At 64.9% G+C, this 19,127-nt stretch carries 13 protein-coding genes; 5 read left to right on the top strand and 8 right to left on the bottom strand.

Annotated elements, in window-relative coordinates; translation table 11 throughout:
* Nucleotides 1-104 precede the first annotated feature (104 nt).
* Together V3388_RS00890 and V3388_RS00885 are read left to right on the top strand one after the other, a co-directional pair.
* Nucleotides 105-914, top strand: a complete 810-nt coding sequence (locus V3388_RS00890) for a TatD family hydrolase (protein ID WP_336365635.1) — start codon at nt 105-107, stop codon at nt 912-914.
* Nucleotides 911-2,119, top strand: a complete 1,209-nt coding sequence (locus V3388_RS00885) for an HD-GYP domain-containing protein (RefSeq protein WP_336365634.1) — start codon at nt 911-913, stop codon at nt 2,117-2,119. Before V3388_RS00890 ends, V3388_RS00885 begins: the two co-directional genes overlap by 4 nt.
* Before the next feature lie 6 nt (nt 2,120-2,125).
* Here V3388_RS00885 and V3388_RS00880 read toward each other — a convergent pair whose 3' ends face one another.
* From V3388_RS00880 to V3388_RS00860, 5 genes are all read right to left on the bottom strand, one after another.
* Nucleotides 2,126-3,034, bottom strand: coding sequence for a lysine exporter LysO family protein (locus V3388_RS00880; RefSeq protein WP_336365633.1), 909 nt, complete (start codon nt 3,032-3,034; stop codon nt 2,126-2,128).
* Between the two features lie 74 nt (nt 3,035-3,108).
* A complete protein-coding gene (locus tag V3388_RS00875) occupies nt 3,109-3,438 on the bottom strand; it encodes a DUF2288 domain-containing protein (RefSeq protein WP_336365632.1) in 330 nt (109 codons plus the stop codon).
* A 62-nt stretch (nt 3,439-3,500) separates the two neighbouring features.
* Nucleotides 3,501-3,905 carry a response regulator gene (locus V3388_RS00870; protein ID WP_336365631.1) on the bottom strand — a complete coding sequence of 135 codons (405 nt, stop codon included), beginning with the start codon at nt 3,903-3,905 and terminating at the stop codon, nt 3,501-3,503.
* On the bottom strand, nt 3,886-5,049 hold the full coding sequence (locus V3388_RS00865; protein WP_336365630.1) for a response regulator: 1,164 nt from the start codon (nt 5,047-5,049) through the stop codon (nt 3,886-3,888). The genes V3388_RS00870 and V3388_RS00865 overlap by 20 nt, the downstream gene beginning before the upstream one ends.
* Nucleotides 5,049-6,740 (bottom strand): diguanylate cyclase, encoded by a 1,692-nt coding sequence (locus V3388_RS00860; RefSeq protein ID WP_336365629.1) that lies wholly within the window; start codon nt 6,738-6,740, stop codon nt 5,049-5,051. The genes V3388_RS00865 and V3388_RS00860 overlap by 1 nt, the downstream gene beginning before the upstream one ends.
* A gap of 78 nt (nt 6,741-6,818) precedes the next feature.
* Here V3388_RS00860 and V3388_RS00855 point away from each other — a divergent pair, with 78 nt between their 5' ends.
* Both V3388_RS00855 and V3388_RS00850 read left to right on the top strand, forming a co-directional pair.
* Nucleotides 6,819-8,639, top strand: coding sequence for a sensor histidine kinase (locus tag V3388_RS00855; RefSeq protein WP_336365628.1), 1,821 nt, complete (start codon nt 6,819-6,821; stop codon nt 8,637-8,639).
* Complete coding sequence (locus V3388_RS00850) at nt 8,620-11,454, top strand: PAS domain-containing protein (protein WP_336365627.1); 2,835 nt, start codon at nt 8,620-8,622, stop codon at nt 11,452-11,454. Before V3388_RS00855 ends, V3388_RS00850 begins: the two co-directional genes overlap by 20 nt.
* Here V3388_RS00850 and acnA read toward each other — a convergent pair.
* Both acnA and V3388_RS00840 read right to left on the bottom strand, forming a co-directional pair.
* Complete coding sequence (acnA, locus tag V3388_RS00845; RefSeq protein ID WP_336365626.1) at nt 11,441-14,200, bottom strand: aconitate hydratase AcnA; 2,760 nt, start codon at nt 14,198-14,200, stop codon at nt 11,441-11,443. The genes V3388_RS00850 and acnA overlap by 14 nt on opposite strands.
* 175 nt (nt 14,201-14,375) lie before the next feature.
* Nucleotides 14,376-15,899 (bottom strand): methyl-accepting chemotaxis protein, encoded by a 1,524-nt coding sequence (locus V3388_RS00840; RefSeq protein WP_336365625.1) that lies wholly within the window; start codon nt 15,897-15,899, stop codon nt 14,376-14,378.
* Nucleotides 15,900-16,063: 164 nt separating this feature from the next.
* On the opposite strand from V3388_RS00840, the gene V3388_RS00835 reads away from it, so the two are divergent.
* On the top strand, nt 16,064-17,578 hold the full coding sequence (locus tag V3388_RS00835) for a hypothetical protein (protein ID WP_336365624.1): 1,515 nt from the start codon (nt 16,064-16,066) through the stop codon (nt 17,576-17,578).
* A 66-nt stretch (nt 17,579-17,644) separates the two neighbouring features.
* Here the strand turns inward: V3388_RS00835 and V3388_RS00830 are convergent, their stop codons facing one another.
* The gene (locus V3388_RS00830; protein WP_336365623.1) at nt 17,645-19,090 is read right to left on the bottom strand and encodes a rhomboid family intramembrane serine protease; all 1,446 of its coding nucleotides are present in this window, start codon (nt 19,088-19,090) and stop codon (nt 17,645-17,647) included.
* Nucleotides 19,091-19,127: the final 37 nt, after the last annotated feature.

Here is a 19,127-nt window from a genome sequence, read left to right as displayed (position 1 = left end):
TCAGGTTAACAATCCCAGAACCTGATACTATTTTGTGACGTCATCTGCAGAATAGCACTCACAGCGCCCGCCCCGGGCGGGTGCCACGGAGACCAACGCCTGTTATGAGCAAAAAACGCCGTGAAATCCCGGTTTTTGACCACCCGATCATCGAGACCCACTGCCATCTGGACTACCTCAAGGACCGCCCTCTTGCGGACACCCTGGACCAGAGCCGGCAGGTCAACATCGAGCGCATCATCACCATCGCGGTCGCACCGGACAACCTGGCCAAAGTCCGCGAGCTGACCCGCGCCTCGGACATCATCTACGGTACCCAGGGTATCCACCCCCACGATGCCGAACAGTACACCGACGCGGTGGAAGCGGACATCCGTAACCATACGGGGGATGAGCGCATTGTGGCGGTGGGCGAGATTGGCCTGGACTATTTCTACGACAACGCCGACCGGGACGTGCAACGGGCGGTATTCCGCCGGCAGCTGCAGATTGCCTGCGACGCCGATCTCCCGGTGGTCATTCACAGCCGGGACGCGGACGAAGACACCATCACCATCCTCAAGGAATTCGAGAACAGCCTGTCCCGTCGGGGCGTGATTCACAGCTTCACCTCCGGCCCCGGGCTGGCTACCTATGCCCTGGACCAGGGCTGGTGCCTGGGCTTCAACGGCATTACCACCTTCAACAAGGCGGAGAACGTGCGGGACATCGTGCGCATGACGCCCATTGACCAGATCCTGCTGGAAACCGATGCCCCGTTCCTGACGCCGGTGCCCTACCGCGGCCGGGAGAACGCGCCGTTTTTCCTGCCGTTCGTGGCCGAGAACATCGCCAGCGTAAAAAATCTGTCCCTTGAGCAGGTCCTGAGCCAGACTTACCTGAACAGCCTGAGGACGTTCTTCCCAACGCCATGATCAAACGCGTACCCATTGGCGCCCTGAAGGTCGGCATGTTCATTTCCGACCTGAACAACGACTGGATTCCCCACAACGCCCAGCGCCGACAGGGCCTGATCAAACGTGAGGAAACCATCGACCGCATTCGCCGGATGGGGGTCGCGTGGGTGTACATTGACACCGAACGGGGGCTGGACAGCGAAGATGCCGAGCCGGCCAGAGACGTGGACCGGCGCAACCAGGCGGCACTGGAGCGAGCGGGGGAAGCGGAACCGGCGGTGCCCGCGAAGGTGGACTGGGCGGAGGAAATGGCCGCCGCCCAGCAGATTCACAGCCAGGCCCAGGGGCTGGTGGGCAGCTTCCTCAACAATGTGAAAATCGGCGCGGCGGTGGACGTGGCGCCGATTCACCAGCTCGCCGACGACATTCGTCACTCGGTGCTGCGCAACGCCAATGCCCTGAGCTGCCTTGGCCGCATTCGCGAAAAAGACAACTACCTGCTGGAACACTCGGTCAACCTGAGCGTGCTGATGTCCCTGTTCGGCACCAGCCGGGGGCTGCCGGCCGACATACTGCACCAGACCATCGTCGGCGCCCTGCTGCACGACCTGGGCAAAATCCTGACCCCGGACGAGATCCTGCACAAGCCGGGCCGGCTGTCCCCGGAGGAATTCGAGGTGATGAAGCAACACGCCCGGCATTCCCGGGACATCCTGGCCAGCACCGAAGGCGTCGGCGAGATCACCGTGATCACCGCCGCCCAGCACCATGAAAAGCTCGATGGCAGCGGCTACCCGGAGGGCCTCAAGGGCGATGAGATTTCCGAATACGGTCGCATGGTGGCGATCACCGACGTGTACGACGCCATCACCGCCGACCGGGTCTACCACAAGGGCATGACGCCCACCCAGGGGCTGAAGAAGCTGCTGGAGTGGAGCGGCGACCACCTGGACCCGGTGCTGGTCCGGCAATTCATCCGCTGCGTGGGGCTGTACCCGGTGGGATCACTGGTGCTGCTGGAAAGCGGTCGTTTGGGGGTGGTGATCGAGACCAACGAGGCCGACCAGCGGCTGCCGGTGGTGCGGGTGATGTATCACACCCGATTTCGCATGCCGATCACCGTGGCCCGGGTGGATCTGGCCAAACCCAGCGCCCAGGACCGCATCGTGCGGGCGGTGGACCCGGAGGAGTACCAGCTGGACGTGCGCAAGTTCCTGAGCTGAGCCGGCTCAGCCCAGGGACAGAAATACCGCCATCAGAACCGGCGACAGGAACGACAACAGGAAACCGGAGGCAATGGCGACCGGCACGCAGGCCAGGCCGCCGCTGTTGCGAATGACCGGCAGGGTAAAATCCATGGCGGTGGCACCGCCGTAGCCGATGGCCATGGCCGGGCGCCGGCGAATCAGCACCGGAATCAGGGCCAGTGCCAGGATTTCCCGCAGCACATCGTTCAAGAAGGCCACGCCACCCCAGGCCGGCCCCAACGCATCGCCAATCACGATCCCCGACAGCGAATACCAGCCAAAGCCGGACGCCAGCGCCAACACGTCGTGCCAGGGCAGGCCGATCACCGGCATCAGCAACACCCCCGCCAGCATCGAGCTGACGCAGACGGTCAACGCAATGGCCAGCCCGTGGCGGTTGATCAGCAACCGCCGCAGGGACAGGCCCGCGTTTCGCAGCTGCAAGCCGATCAGAAACAGCAGGAACATCAGCGCGCCGGTGGCCAACTGATCCACCCAGGCCAGCACGGGCACCACAAAATACCCCGCCAGCAAGCCGACCAGCACCGCCAGCAAGGGATTCAACCCGGCCAGAAACAAGCGGTGGTAAGCGGACGCCGAGGCCGACTGCGGCGCCTCCAGCGTCATCGGCTGCCAGCGATGGCACAGGTACAGGCCCGCCAGGTTGGTCAGCAACAGTGCGGCCGTCAGGGTGGCTACTTGCCCCGCCATGCCGGCCAGTTGGTCGGTCAGCCCCTCCATCTGCCCGAGCCCCAGGCCCAGCAGCGCCAGGATGAAGTACACCAGCGCGTTGACCAGATGATGCACCACGGTCATCAGCCGGCGATTGGACAGCAAAATGGCAAAGCCGACAAACAGCGGCGCCAGAATCAGCAAGGCTCCGGTGAGCATGGGGTGTCCTTTCAGATCAGGGAAGTGCCCGGCGCCAGGGTGTTACGTTCAAGCGTCGGGCGACAGGGGATCAGTCAGTGCAGGTCGCCGGCGGAGCGGTCCTGGACCAGGACCCAGGGGGCGACGACCACGGCCCACAGCTCGGCGTTGCGCTCGTACCAGGTACGCGCCAGGTCCGGGCTGACCTCGCCCACCTGCTGGTCCGCCATCCATCGCTCGAAACGGGCCTTGTTGTCCGCCGTCAGTTCCGCGGCAACGTCCAGCAAATCAAGGCTGGCCGACACTCGAACCACCTGACCGCGGGCATAGTAGGTCTGCAGTTCGTGCCAGGGAATGCGGGAGGTTTCCAGAAGCAGCTTCTGCTTGAGCTCATCCGGAGAGGGCGTGGACGGGGGCGTGGACATGGGGACCTCGTGTGACTGCCGTTTATCCGGGCGAAGCCTACCGGAAACGGCGGCCGGACGCATCATTGTTGAGCCATTGCGGAGGCCATCAGCGCCCTCAGTTCCTCCGCCAGGGTGAGTGGGTCGAAGGGTTTGGGGATCACGCCGATAACACCCTGGGCGAGGTAGTCGGCCACTTCCGAGTCCTGCAGCCGGGCAGTCATGAACACCACGGGCACGGGGCCCAGATCAGGCAATTGCCGCAGCGCCCTGAGGGTCTCAGGCCCGTCCATCCCCGGCATCATCACATCCAGAATCACCAGGTCGGGCGCAAAATCCACGGCTTCCTTCAGGCCATCATCGCCGCTGGCACACAGGCGCGTCTCAAAGCCCCCGATGTCGGCCAGCGCCAGCTCGGCGATGGCACGAATGTCGGCGTCGTCTTCAACACACAGTACACGGTAAGGTCTAGCGCTCTCTGGGCGCATCGGATGCCCGCTCCCTGGTCATGTCCTGATCCAGCCCCAGGCGTCGCAGCAGTCGCTGACACTCCTCGGACCCCTCCACGCCAGCCGCCATCAGTGCCGCCGATCGCATCACCATTTGCTCCGGGCGGGTTGCATCCCGGGGCAACTGATGAACCGATCCGATCAACTCCCGCAGGCCCAGCGGTAATCGCCATCGAATCTTCAGGTGGTTGCCAAACGGCACCGCCCAGGTGGCCAGGCCGGCCTCGATGTCCTCGACCCGCAGCTCACCGCCTCGCAGGACGTAATCATTAAGCACCCGGAGGACGGCCAGTTCGCCCACGCGGCTCAGCAGCGCCGCCTTGTACACCGGAAATGGCGGAATCCCCAGGCGAAGGGCCAGCGCCTGGGCCCGGCGGGCCACAGCCTGAGTCTGCTCCCGGAAGCCATCAGCCCGGGCTTTGAGGGTGGGCGACGCCAAAGCGCTGGACACGTCCAGCGCGAGGGCAAGCACGTGATTCAGTGTCATCGGCACACCCAGCAGGCCAATGGCATCCCTCAGCGCCTGGACCGGCTTGCCGGAGCGGCGCAGCGACACCCCGTTGGCAACGTCCAGCAGCCGCACCATCAGCGCCGTGTGGTCGCGCCAGCGCTCGGAGAGCTGCGCCGGCGAGAGCGTGGCCTGGCGTTCCATGAGTTCCAGCACATCCGGCACGGACACTTCACCGGGCAGTTGGATCACCCGATCCCGGTGCTCCGCCAGCCAATCTGACGGCGTACCCGGGCCCGCATCGGCTGACGTCGTTGCCGGCAACAATCCGACCAGGCGCTGATGGATGCGCTCCACGCTGAACGGTTTGGTGATGTACCCGTGGATGCCGTAGTGCGCGGCCTGCAGCACAGACTCCCGGTCGGCACGGCCAGACACCATGAGCACCGGCACGGCATCGCCGGCCTGGCGCAGGGCGCGAATCAGATCGAGACCGGACCCGTCCGGCAGGTTCCAGTCCGCGATCACCAACTGAAACCGTTCGCCCCGCCACGCCGAGTGAGCGCCTTCGACGGTTTCCGAGAGCGTCACCTCGGTGCCCGGGTAAAGCCCGCACACGACCGTCTCCAGAAGCTCTCCCACCAGCGGGTCGTCCTCAAGTATCAACACTCTCATCACGGCTCCGCCCCGGGGCTGTTCATATCGGGCTGATAGACGGTCATGCCATTTCGGCCATGGCGTTTCCGGTGGTAAAGCGCGGCGTCGGCGGCCGCCAGGGCGCGTTCACCGCTGGCAAAGCCATCCAGCGGCGCAAGCCCCGCGCTGACGGTGACGTGAAAACGTGACTCACCGACCCGGAACTCAAGGTTGGCAAACCCATCGACAATGGCCTGGATAACCGGCCGTGCCTCCGCCAGCCCGCAGGCGGTCATCACCACCACAAACTCCTCGCCGCCGTAACGACCAATCAGATCGGTACTTCGCAGGCGGTTGCGCAGCAGGTTCGCGAGGGCTTTGATCACCGTGTCCCCCGCCTGGTGACCCCAGGTATCGTTCACCTGCTTGAAATGGTCCAGATCGAGTATCACCACACAACCGCTGCCGCCGTCCCGCCGGCAGCGCTCGGCCTCCCGATTCAGTCCCTGCTTGATCATCGAGTGCTTGAGCAGCCCCGTCAGGCTGTCCCGGTTCATCAACTCGGACAATTGTCGTGCCCGCTGGCAGCGCAGGCGCACGGCCCGAACCAGGAAGTGGTCGGCGATGGGTTTGGTCAGAAAATCATCCGCGCCCCGGGACAGTGCATCGAGCTGCACGTCCAGATCGTCCTCAGACGAGAGAAACGTAATCGGCAGGCTCTGCCAGCGGGCATCGAAACGGATAAGCCGGGCCAGATGAACGCCGGAATGGCTGCCCAGCTGCATATCCAGAAGCACCAGGTCCGGCTGAAACGCCGCCAGCTGATCCAGCAACTCGGCCGGCCGCGCCAGCACCCGCAACTTGATGCCGGCGTCGGCGAGCACCACGCGGTAATGCTCCGCCAGCACCGGATCATCCTCAACTAGGAGAACCCGGCCCTGATACTCCCGGGCCCGCTCCATCGATAGCCGCTCAAGCCGGTCCACGAGCTCTGGAATCTGGACGGGATCGGGAAAAAAAGCCAGGGCACCATGCTCCGCCAGCCTGTAGCGGGTGTCGAAATCGTCCGGCCCGCCCACCGCAAAGATGGGAACACCATCAAGACCCGGCGCGGCGGCCATCAGGGCCTGGCGGGCCCTGGTCAGCGCGGAGGCCGCGACCACCACCGCCAGGGCCTCTGAAAACGTCGTCGTCTCGAGGCAAGCCGGTAGTTCCGCTAACGGAACCGACACGCTGCCAATACCGAAACGGGTCAGGCCTTCCGTCAGTTGGGTGGACAGACCGTCACCCGTCTCGACAATGAGCACGTCAGCCTGCCGCGGGGCGTGGGGCATCTCAGGAGAGGCGGACGGCGCCGTCATGGCCGGGCCCAGGCCATCCCGGGCATCCTGGGCCAGCCTCGCCAGCTCAAGCAGGCAGGCCCGCAAGTCGAGTACGAGCGCCGACCACTGCGCCGACGACGGCGCTTCATCCAGCTCGGCCAGGGGTTTCAGCCGCTTTTCGCAGTCACGGGCGACGGCGCCCAGCGACGGCAGACCAAAGGTGCCGGCCGAACCGGCCAGCCGATGCAAACGGTGGTAGGCGCCGGCCAGCGCGGCAGGCTGTTGCGCGGTTTCAACGGCGTGGATATCGGCGGCCAGCGCCTGCAAATCATCGTCCAACCGTGCGAGGAACTGTTGGCGAAGGGATGCCAGCTTGGTGGCAATATCAATACGGTCTGGGCTGGCCACGTTTACTCCTGAAACATCGTCGTGCCAAGCCTGAAAATACACTAAGCTAGGCCCCGTGTAATCCGGAATCGATTCGTCATGTCGTTAACGCCGTCCGTCTGGTTCAGCCGTCTTTCCCTGGGCGCGCGCATTGCGCTGATCAGTGTCGCCAGCAGCCTTTTATCCGCGTTACTCCTGTTGGTCATCGCGTTCGACCAGCTGGTGGACGACTTTGAACAGGTCGTGGAACAGCGGCAGCAGCTGGAGACCCGGGCCTATGCCCTGGAGATGGACGACAGCCTGCGTCAGCGCCTTGATGCCCTGGAGTTGCTGGGCGCGCGTATGACGGACGGCATCTCGTTAAAGCCGCTGCCCGACATCCAGCAGCTGCTGCGCCAGCCCAGCCGCGCCCTGGCGTTGTTTGACGACGGTGTTCAGATTCTGGACGCGGGCGCGGTGGTCATTGCCGAAAGCCAGCCGGTACCGGGGCGCCTGGGCACCGGCTACGCGGACCGACGGCATTTCAAACGGGCCATGAACTCCGGCGAGTCCACCATCAGTCATCCGATTATCGGCCGCAAAACCGGCGTTCCGCTGCTCTCTTTCGTCGCGCCGATCAAGTCCGGTGAGGGACAGTTGCTTGGCTTGGTCAGTGCGGCCGTACCCCTTGCAAACGACAGCCTCCTGCCACACCCCGAAAAGACCGCCTCCGGCACGCTGTTTAAAGTCCTCGACACGGAAACCTTTACCCAGGTGGACTCGGTTGCACACGACGGCCGTATCCTGGATCTGCCCGAACCGGGGGTCGATCCACTGACCGATGCGGCGCTTTCCGGTGTCACTGCGGGCGTGGTAACCGGGGCTGACGGACAAACCTGGATTTACGCCACGCGGCACCTGGATCGGGTCGGTTGGGTACTGCTGCAGGCCGTGCCGTTTGAACAGGCCGTGGCGCCGGCCCGGGCGTCATTCCAGCGGTTCCTGACCCTGAGCGCCGCCCTGCTTCTGTTCGTGCTGATTGCGGTCACGCTGTTGTCCGGTGCCATCAGCCAGCCGCTGAACCGCATGGCCTCCGCCATCCGGCGCTGGCTGGAACGCCCGGACAGCGAGTTGCGGCTGGACGTTTCCGGCCCGCCGGAGGTGCGCAATCTGGCCATCGCGTTCAACCAACTTATGTCCGAACGGGACTCCCTGGACGCCGTGAAGGATCAGTTTGTCGCCACCGTCAGCCATGAGCTGCGCACGCCGCTGACCGCCATCGGCGGCGCCCTGAAACTGGTTCACGCCGGCGCGGGTGGCGCCCTGCCCGCGAAAGCGGCCGGGCTGGTGGACATCGCCCTGCGCAACAGCGAACAGCTGCAGCAGCTCGTCTCGGACCTGCTCGATTTCAGCCGGGCGGTCAACCGTCAGCTCTCGGTGGACCTGGTCCCGGTGTCGGTGGCCGACGCCCTTGCCGATGCCGCCGCGGCCCATCAGACCACCGCCGCCAGCCGCAACGTCCGACTGTGCGCCGAGCCCGGGCCGGCCGCCTGGGTGGTTGCCGACAAGCATCGGCTCCGTCAGATTCTCGACAATTACGTCAGCAACGCCATCCGCTTTTCACCCGCCGACCATTCGGTGCAGCTCTTTGCCGCACCGGCGGGCCCGGGCCGCATTCGTCTGTTTGTCGCCGACCAGGGCAAGGGGGTACCCGAGGCGTTTCGGCCCCGACTGTTCCAGCGCTTCGCCCAGGCCGAGCCGAACACCGCGAGGGGCCGTGCCGGAACCGGTCTTGGCCTGGCCATCTGCCGCGAACTCGCCGAGCTGATGGACGGTGAGGTCGGTTACCGGTTCAGAGAAGGGGCCCAGTTCTGGGTGGAACTGCCCGTCACGGATCAACCCGAAGAAAGGAATCACGGCCATGACTCTGCTCAGCCCTGAGGAACGCCACCGGCTCGACGCCCTGACCCGGACGGGATTGCTGGACAGCCCCGCCGAGGACCGGTTCGACCGGATCACCCGCATTGCCTGCCGCCTGTTCGACGTTCCGATCGCCCTCGTGTCCCTGGTGGACGAGGACCGTGTCTGGTTCAAGTCCTGTCAGGGCCTGGCCGACCGGGAAACCCCGAGGGCCACTTCGTTCTGTCACTACGGCATTTGCCAGCCCGAGCTGTTCATCGTTGAGGACGCCATGGCGGACCCCCGTTTTGCTGACGGCCCGCTGGTGGTCGGTGCACCCCACATCCGGTTCTACGCCGGCGCGCCCGTGCACGCGCCGGACGGCCACTGTCTGGGCACCCTGTGCCTCATTGACCGGCGGCCCCGCCACCTGAATGAGACCGAACAGGGGCTGCTGAGGGACCTGGCGAACGACGTCGAGCGGGAAATCGCCCTGCAGCAGCACATCGACACCTTTCGGCAGCTCAAAGCCAGCGAACGCCGTGCCCGGGCCGTGATCGAGGGCACCCGGGTCGGAACCTGGGAGTGGAATGTGCAGACCGGGGAAACGGTGTTCAACGAGCGCTGGGCAGAGATCTGCGGGTACCGGCTGGCCGAACTCGAACCCATCAGCATTCAGACCTGGCTCAACCTGGCGCACCCGGACGACGAGCCGGCCTCCTCCGAGGCGCTGGCGGCGCATTTCCGAGGCGAGACCGGCGAATACGACGTGCGCTGCCGCATGCGCCACAAGGAGGGGCACTGGGTCTGGGTGCATGATCGCGGGCGCGTGTTCGAATGGACAGAGACAGGCGAGCCCCTTCGCATGTATGGCACCCACTCGGACATCACGGAGGACATGCACACCGCCCAGCGCCTCGCCCGCCAGAACCGCGCGCTCGCCGTCATGAATGACCTGGTGATCAACGCCCGGGGCTCCCTTGACGATCGCATGAAACAGGCTCTGGCGCAGGGCCGTGACTTCCTGTGTCTGCCGATTGCCATTGTCAGTGAGATCACTGAAGACGCGTACACGGTCCTTCAGGTGCGAGCCCCATCGGCCACCGGCATCAAGCCCGGACTGACGCTGCCCCTGGCGCAGACCTACTGCGATCTGCTGATCGACGGCAACGACGTGCTCGCCATCCATCATATGGCGCACTCGCCCCACTGCGATCATCCGTCCTACGCCGTGCAGCAGCTGGAAAGTTACATCGCGGCACCGCTGACCGTTCGCGGCCGGCTCTACGGCACCCTGAACTTCTCGTCGCCGGACCCTCGCGATGCGCCTTTCAGCGACATCGACATCACCTTTGTCCGGCTTCTGGCCCGCTGGCTGTCCAGCCAGATCGAGTCCGATGTCACCACGCGCACGCTCGCCAAACTGGCTGAGCAGGCCCCGGGCATCCTCTACCAATACCGGCAGTGGCCGGACGGGCGCACCGCCTTTCCGTACGCCAGCGCCGGCATCCAGGCCATTTACGGCGTCTCCCCCGAGGACGTCCTCACCGATGCCCGCCCGGTCTTTGACCGTATTCACCCGGACGATCTGGACAAGGTCGGCAGAAGCATCCGCAAATCCGAGCGGACGCTCGGCCTGTGGCAGCATCAGTACCGGGTAAGCAAAGACGGCGGCTGGCGCTGGGTAGAAGGGCGGGCAAGCCCCGAACGGTTGCCGGACAACAGCACCATCTGGCATGGGTATATCGTTGATATTGATGAAATCAAGCGAACCCAGCTCCGGCTGCAGGAAAGCGAAGAGCAGCTTCGGCGCCTGTTTGAGCTTTCACCGATGGGGATCGCCCTGAACGACTACCACTCCGGCGAGTGTCTGGCGGTCAACGACGCACTGCTGCGTTCCAGCGGCTTCCGCCGGACCGAGTTCATGAAACTGGCGTTCCGTGATCTGCTCAGGGAGCGCTTCGAGGCCCTGCGCGAGGACGCCCTGACGGGGCTGAAAACCGCCGGCCGTTTCGGCCCCTTCGATGCGAACGTGTCACGGGCGGACGGCAGTGCTTTCCCGGCCCGCATTGAGGGCCTACGCATCAAGAACGCCACGGGGCGGGCGCTGATCTGGACGCTCATCAACGACATTTCCGAACAGCGGCGGGCGGAGCAGATGAAGAACGAATTCATCACCACCGTCAGCCATGAGCTGCGCACACCACTCACCTCGGTGGCCGGCTCGCTAAAGCTTCTGGCCAGCGGGGTGGCCGGTGCCTTGTCCGAGCGGGCGGTTCAACTGGTGGACATTGCCAACCGCAATACAGACCAGCTGCAGATGCTGATCAACGACCTGCTCGACATGGAAAAGCTCGCCTCGGGGAACCTCTCGGTTCTGCTGGAGGAGCACCCGCTGCAACCGCTGGTAGAGAGCGCCGTCGCCCAGTTGCGAACCTACGCGGCCGACCGGGACGTCTCGGTGGTGCTCCAGGGCTCGGACAATCCGGTGGCCCACACGGACGCACTGCGCCTGACCCAGGCACTGAACAATCTTCTGTCCAACGCGATCAAGTACTCCCCCGAAGGCGGGACGGTGTCGGTAAGGGTGGCCGAGACGAACGGCGCGGCGCGCATTTCGGTCAGCGACCAGGGCCCCGGCATTGCGGCGGCCTTCCGGGCCCACGTATTTGAAAAGTTTGCCCAGGCAGCGGAGAGCCGCCGGAAGAACCTGGGCGGGACCGGCCTGGGGCTGGCCATCACCCAGGCCATCATGGAACAGCTGGGTGGGCGGGTCTGGTTCGAGTCGGAGCCCGGCCACGGGGCCACCTTCTGGCTGGAGGTCCCCGTGGCCGATCCGGCCGTCACGCCGACTTGAGCATTTCCCGCACCACGTAGTGCAGGATACCGCCGTGGCGGAAGTACTCCGACTCGTTGGCGGTATCGATGCGGGAAGTCAGCTTGCAGCTTTCGGTGCTGCCATCCTTATAGGTGACCGTCATCGTGAGGGTCTGGCCCGGCTTGATGTCCCCGGACAGGCCTTCGATGGTGATGGTCTCCTCGCCAGTCAGCTTGAGGGATTTGCGGTCCGTGCCCTCCTGGAACTGCAGGGGCATGACGCCCATACCGATCAGGTTGGACCGGTGAATCCGCTCGTAGGATTCCGCCACCACGGCTTTCACCCCCAGCAGGCGCGTGCCCTTGGCGGCCCAGTCCCGGCTGGAGCCGGTGCCGTATTCCTTGCCGGCGATGACCACCAGCGGCGTGCCCTGCTCCATGTACTTCATGGCGGCGTCGTAGATGGGCATCTGGTCGCCGGTGGGCACGAAGCGGGTGTAGCCGCCTTCGACCCCGTCGAGCATCTCGTTGCGGATGCGTACGTTGGCGAAGGTGCCCCGCATCATCACCTCGTGGTTGCCCCGGCGGGAGCCGTAGGAGTTGAAATCCTTGGGCTCAACGCCGTGCTCCTGAAGGTACTTGCCCGCCGGCGTATCCGGCTTGAAGGACCCGGCCGGGGAGATGTGGTCGGTGGTCACGGAGTCCCCGAGCAGCGCCAGGATGCGGGCGTCTTTGATGTCCTCAATCGCATCCGGCTCCTCGCCCATGCCGTCGAAGAACGGCGGGTGCTGGATGTAGGTGGACGCCTCGGACCACTCGTAGACCTTGCTCTCGGGCACCTTGATGGACTGCCAGGTGGCGTCGCCCTCGAACACCTCGCCATATTCCTTGCGGAACATGTCGGTCTTGACCTTCTCCACCGCTTCGGCGATTTCCGCCTGGCTCGGCCACAGGTCCTTCAGGTAGACCGGCTTGCCGTCCTTGTCTTTACCCAGCGGGTCCTTGGTCAGATCCACCCGCACGTTACCCGCCAGGGCGTAGGCCACCACCAGGGGCGGTGACGCCAGCCAGTTGGTTTTCACCTGCGGATGCACGCGGCCTTCGAAGTTGCGGTTGCCGGAGAGCACCGAGGCCACCGTCAGGTTGCCGTCGTTGACGGCTTTCTCCACCGGGTCCGGCAGCGGGCCGGAGTTGCCGATGCAGGTGGTGCAGCCATAGCCCACCAGGTTGAAGCCCAGTTTGTCCATGTCGTCCTGCAGGCCGGCCACTTTCAGGTAGTCGGTGACGACCTTGGAACCGGGCGCCAGGGAGGTCTTCACCCAGGGCTTGGTTTTCAGGCCCTTGGCCACGGCCTTCCGGGCCATCAGGCCGGCGGCCATCATCACGCTCGGGTTGGAGGTATTGGTGCAGGAGGTGATCGCCGCGATTACCACGGCGCCCGGGTCCAGCCGGCTCTTTTCGCCGTTGATTTCCAGGGACTGGCTGGAGGGATGCTTGTAGCTGTCCTCGACGCCGACAGCAGTCTGGCCGCCCTCGGATGCCAATCGATCTTCCTGCGCCGAGGGCGTCCCTTCCGCCGTTTCCATCAGCAGTTCAAAGGACGCCTTCATGTTCTTCAGCGCCACCCGGTCCTGAGGCCGTTTCGGGCCGGCCAGGCTGGCTTCCACATCGCCCATGTCCAGGGACAGGGTGTCGGTGTAGACCGGCTCATGGCCCGGCTCCCGCCAGAGGCCCTGGGCCTTGGCGTAGGCTTCCACCAGGGCAATCTGGGCATCGTCCCGGCCGGTCAGGCGCAGGTACGTCAGGGTCTGGTCGTCCACCGGGAAGAAGCCGCAGGTGGCGCCGTATTCCGGGGCCATGTTGGCGATGGTGGCCCGGTCCGCCACCGGCATGTCCTTTAGGCCGTCGCCGTAGAACTCCACGAACTTGCCCACCACGCCCTTCTTGCGCAGCATTTCGGTGACGGTGAGCACCAAGTCGGTGGCCGTGATGCCTTCTTTGAGCTTACCGGTGATCTTGAAGCCGATCACCTCAGGAATCAGCATGGACACCGGCTGGCCGAGCATGGCCGCTTCCGCTTCGATGCCGCCCACGCCCCAGCCCAGGATGCCCAGGCCGTTGATCATGGTGGTGTGGGAGTCGGTGCCCACCAGGGTGTCCGGATAGGCCACGGTCTTGCCGTCCACGTCTTTGTGCCAGACGGTCTGGCCCAGGTACTCCAGGTTGACCTGATGGCAGATGCCGGTGCCCGGCGGCACCACACGGAAATTGTCAAACGCCTGCTGGCCCCAGCGCAGGAATTCGTAGCGCTCGCCGTTGCGCTCCATCTCAATGGCCACGTTGTCCTTGAACGCCGAGGCGTCGCCGAAATGATCCACCATCACCGAGTGGTCGATCACCAGGTCCACCGGCGACAGCGGGTTGATCAGCGCCGGATCCTTGCCCGCGCGCTTAACGGCCTCACGCATGGCGGCGAGATCCACCACACCGGGCACGCCGGTGAAATCCTGCATCAGCACCCGGGCCGGGCGGTACTGGATTTCCGTGTCGGAATGGCGTTTCTTGAGCCAGTCCACCATGGCCTGGATGTGGGTGTTATCGACGGTGATGCCGTCCTCGTTACGCAGCAGGTTCTCCAGAAGCACTTTGAGGGAGAATGGCAGCCGGTCCAGATCGCCCAGCTGTTTGGCGGCTTTCGGCAGGCTGAAGTAGTGGAAGGTTTTGCCCTCCACGTCCAGCGAACTGAGCGTGTTCAGGCTGTCTTTACCAAGCGGGTTGTTCGACATAGTGTGCCTCCTTATCGTCGTTGTCCGAGCGTCCGGAAGGCTGGCAGGCTTGCGGGCAAACCCCAGACGTGAAATTCCTCCTATAACTATTGCACCGATCCCCCAGACTTCAACCGCCGACCCCTGAATACCGGGCATTCGCACGGTGAATACCCAGTGGTTTCAGGGGGCGATGTCAGGCAGTGCGGTAGGCGCCGACCAGGGCTTCGACGTCGGCGATGGTGTGCTCGAGAGCGCTGGCCAAGGTGGCCACGGTACCGGTGTTGGTGCGGATGTCGCCGTTGCGGCCGGCCAGCATGTCGAGGCTATCGCTGATCTGGACCGAGGCCGCCGCCTGCTGCTCAGCGGCCGCGGCAATCCCGTCCGCCAGGTCATCGGCTTCCACCACGGCGGCGTCCACGCTCTGGAACGCGGCAACCGTCTCGCGAATCTTGTGGGTGGTCTGCTCCGATTGCGCAAGCCCGTTCCGGATGGCTTCCAGGGCCGCCTGCTCGGAGGCCCCCAGTTCCGCCACGGTGTCCTCGATGTCCCGGGTGAATTCCTGGGTACGGCGGGACAACCGTCGGACTTCCTCCGCCACCACCGCGAACCCGCGGCCGTGCTCGCCGGCCCGGGCCGCCTCAATGGCGGCGTTCAGCGCCAGCAGGTTGGTCTGGTCCGACAGCTCGTTGATGGACGCTACCACCGCTTCAATCGAGCGGATCCGGTCCGTCAGGTGCTCAACCCGGTCCGACGCAACCTGCAGGCAACTCTGAGTGGCCTCCGTCAGGCGGGTAGCCTGGTCGGCGGTGGCTTTGCCCTCGGCCGCCGCCCGGCGGGCATCGCTGACGCGGCCGGCGGCGTGCCGGGCGCCGCCGGCAACGTAGCGGGTAGCCGTAGCCAGCTGATGGGCGGCCGCAGCGGCCTGGTCCAGGTCCTGGTGCTGATGGGTAAGGATGTCGCCGGTGCTGTCGCTGGCCCGGTGCAGGGCGCCCGCGTTTTCATCCAGGGTGTGTGACAGGCCGCGAACCTGATCAATCAGGGTGCCGAATCGGGCCATCAGGTCATTGAAATGGCGGGCGGTCTCGCTGCGCGAACCACCATCCACCCGCACCAGCAGATCCCGGGTATCGGCAAACGCCTGAATAGCCGCAATGATGCTCTGGGCTTCACGCCGCTCAGCGGCCATGCGCGCGGCCATGGCACCCAGCACCACCGTCTCGAAGACCACAAAGGCAGCGTGCACCAGGGCCATGCCGTAACTGGCGCCGTGGTTAAACAGCATGACCGGCAGGTCACCCAAGGTGGCGCCGGCCATCTGCAGGGCGGTCAGGGCAAAATGATGGACGGCGATCACCGCCGCGCCGGCCACCAGGGGCAGCCAGTCCCGGTAGCCGATGAGCAGGGCCAGGCCAATAAAGATGTGGAAGTGCATTTCCACTTCCCCCAGCCGGGCCTGAATCATGGTGGCCGACAGCGCCATCAGGCAGACGGCAAACAGCACCGAGCAGGCCCGTTCGCCCTTGAGCAGCCACCAGCCCGCCGTCGCCAGCAGGCCGATCGCAAGAACGGACACGAGAGCAAAGGCCTGGGTGTCCATACCCAGCGGCACCAGCAGCCCAACCACCGGCAGGTGCGCCAGCACCATCCAGAGCATGCGCTGGTCACTGGCCAGACGGTCCTGGCGGACGGCGTGAGACAGGGATAAGGTCGACAACATCGTAACAACCCTCAAAGCGCCCTCGGCGCAGATCAACCCTCCCTGGTTTCTGAATGCCGATACCACCCTCCGGCGCGGCACATATACGTCGCAATGTGAAAATCGACCATCCGTAGAAGCGCGTGTGAACCGAAACGCTGCACGCCCCGTGGGCTTCTGTCATCATGGGCGCTCCCGAGATTCTGACGGACCAGGACCTGCCCACCGTGAAACACGATTGCCACTACCATCCCGGCGACCCGGCCAAATGGCACTGCCCGGGCTGCCTCACGCACTACTGCAGCCGCTGCATGCCGGACGCCGACGTTCGCAACCGCCGGGCCCTGTGCCCCCACTGCAGCCAGGCCATGCGCTACCTGGGCGCGGCCACCGAGGTGGTGCCTTTCTGGCAGCGCATCGGTGCCTTTTTCCGCTACCCGTTCCACGCGGACCCGCTGATCGTGATTGCCATCTGCACCTTTGTGCCCATGATTGCCCCGGGCGGGCTGGCGGGTATTGCCCTTGCTCTGGTTCTGGTATTGGCGCTGGTGAAATACACCTATGAGGTGATCAACTACACCGCCGAAGGCCATCTGAAGCCCCCGCCCATCTCGGCGGCGTTCACCGGCAGCGGGTTCGATATTGCGGTACTCCAGGTGTTGGTGTTCATTCTGATGGGCGCCCTGGTGGGCGTGGCGGAGCGATTCGGCGGCCCGCTGCTGATGGGGCTCACCGTCGCCCTGGTGGTGCTGGCATTGCCCGCGAGCATCATGATCCTGGCCATGGAAAGGTCGGTGAAATCGGCGGTGAACCCGGCCCACTTGGTGTCCTTGATCTCCCGCATCGGCTGGCCCTACTTCCTGCTCTACGGCTACCTGGTGCTGGTGGTGCTGGCTTCAGGCGCTGCCCAGGATCTGGCGCTGACGCACTTTCCGATGTGGCTGTCCCAACCCCTGGCTGGCTTTCTCAACAGTACCTTCACGCTGATCCTGTTCCACATGCTCGGCTACTTGCTGTTCCAGTATCAGGAGGAGCTGGGCTTTGCCGCCGACCTGCAGGACGACGCCGCGCCGACAGAGCGGGACCGAAGCCTGCGGTTCGATGCGGATCTGGATATGAATCTCAAGGACGGCCACTACGACCGGGTGCAGTCCATGCTCAAGGAGGCGTTGAAGCGCCAGCCGGACAACCCGGTGCGCATCGGCCAGTTGGCCACCCTGCTGCTGGCCAGGAACGACCGCTCCGAGCTGTACCGATATCACCCTCGCATTCTGGGCTGGCTGGCGGATCGCAACGACGGGGTGCGAATGGATGAACTGCTGACCCTGCTGCGGGAAGCCGATCCCGCCTTCCGACTGGAGGATCCGGAACTGGCGGTGCGCTGCGCCCGCGCGCTTTACCAGGCAGGGGCCTTCAAGTCCGCCCTGCGCCTGCTACAGGATTTTCACAAGCGCTTCCCCGACAGCGACCAGCTAGCGCCGGCCTACCTGCTGGCGGCCCAGGTGCTGGCCAACGGGCTGTCGCAATGGGAAAAAGCCGGGGCGTTTCTGACCTTCGTGGAAAAGCGGTGCAGCGGGCATCCACTGCACGGTCAAGTGGCGGGGTATCTGGAGCAGGTCCGGCTGAAACAGCCGTTGAAAGAACCCCGGGCGAGCTTCGCCGCCGATCTCCCGGAGCCCGCCCGATCGCGAACGGGCTGACGACCGCCCACGGCGCCGGGGACCGGAATAAACCGGTGCCCGGCACAGCCGTTTGGTCCGGGGACGCTAGGCGCTCAGGAATTGGCGATAGTGCCGGGCCTTGGGCTCCATCTGGCGTTTTTCAAACTCCTGCACCAGCAAACGGCAGGCCTCGTCCACCAGCAGTGGATTGGCGGTGGCACGCAACCGTTCAAACGCTTTCTCAGCGACCTTGAAATCCTGCTGGCGCAGGCTGGCAAACAGCACCCGGTTGTGGTCTTCCGCCGCCAGCGGATGGTGAGCTTCGCCCTTGCCCAGGTATTCCTGCCACACCGCCACCATGCGTTCCGGTTGGCGCTGGCTCTGGGCCGCGTTCATCAGCGCCCGTGCCCGCTCCCGGTAGGCCGGCAGGTCCGGCCGAAGCTTGGCCAACTGGTAGAGGTGCTCCAGCAGCACGGTACGCTCCGGATACTGCTCGGTAAGCGCTTCGAACTGTCGCTCCGCCAGGGCAAAGTCCATGCGCCCGAGACTGGTCATGGCCTGTCCGTAGCGGGCCGTGAACTTGCTGTCCTCGGTTTCGCCTTCCGGCTCAAAAAACGTGTCCTGAACCCGCAGCAGGGAGCGCCGGAACACCCAGTACAGCGCCGCGCCAGCGGCCAGACCGCCCACGTGCGCCATATACGCCACGCCCGTGGCACCGGCATAGAAGTAATCGTACAGTTCTTTCGCCAGCCAGACCGGCAAGAGCGCCAGGGCCGGCGCCCGGAAATAGTTGAAGTACACCCCCAGGTAATAGAAAAACCGGATGCGCCGGCTGCCGAACATCGCCACGTACAGGCCCATCAGCCCGGCGATGGAGCCAGAGGCCCCCACCAGCGGCACCAGGCTGTTGCCGGAGACGGCCGCGAACACCAGCCCCGAGAGCGCACCACAGAGCAGATACGCCAGCAGATAGCGGGCCGCGCCCAGGGCCTTTTCCACGGTGAAGCCCAGCAGGAACAGCACCACCAGGTTGCCGATGATGTGGCCCCAGCTGCCGTGCAGGAACTGATAGGTGATCGGGGAATACAAGGTGAGCCGGCCGGGCACCAACCCCAGGGCCTGGCCGCTCATCTGGCGAATGTACTGATCTTCAATGGCCGGCCGGTGGGCCTGCCAGTAGGCCTGCTCCCGGGGCGCCCAGAGCACGTCCTGATTGGCTTGCAGGTACTGGTAGAAGCCTTCATCCAGCAGCAGCGTGACCGCAACCCACTCCTGCTCGTCCTCGGCCTGCAGTTGCTGGAACTGGTTAAGATCCCGAGCCCGGTCGGCGTCCCCCTCAAAGCGGATCTGCCGCTGGAGGTAGGCCTCGTAGACCGGCGCTTCCAGCTGGGCAAGGTCCGCCTCCAGGTAGGCGTCCACCGCCTCGGTCAGCTTGGCGTCGTCTTCACTCTGGTAGCCCACAAACACCAGCAGACAGATCAGCATGATGGTGAAGGTGGCCCAGGGGGGGTGTTTCCAGTCGATGGATTTTTCAGCGGGGATAATCAGCATGGGGCGCCACAATTGGTCATATTCGGTCCGTGAATCG

Source organism: Marinobacter sp. C2H3 (assembly GCF_037080155.1).
Taxonomy (GTDB): Bacteria; Pseudomonadota; Gammaproteobacteria; order Pseudomonadales; family Oleiphilaceae; genus Marinobacter.
The sequence above is the reverse complement of the archived record's forward strand: the minus strand, read 5'-3'. Positions and strand labels throughout refer to the sequence as shown.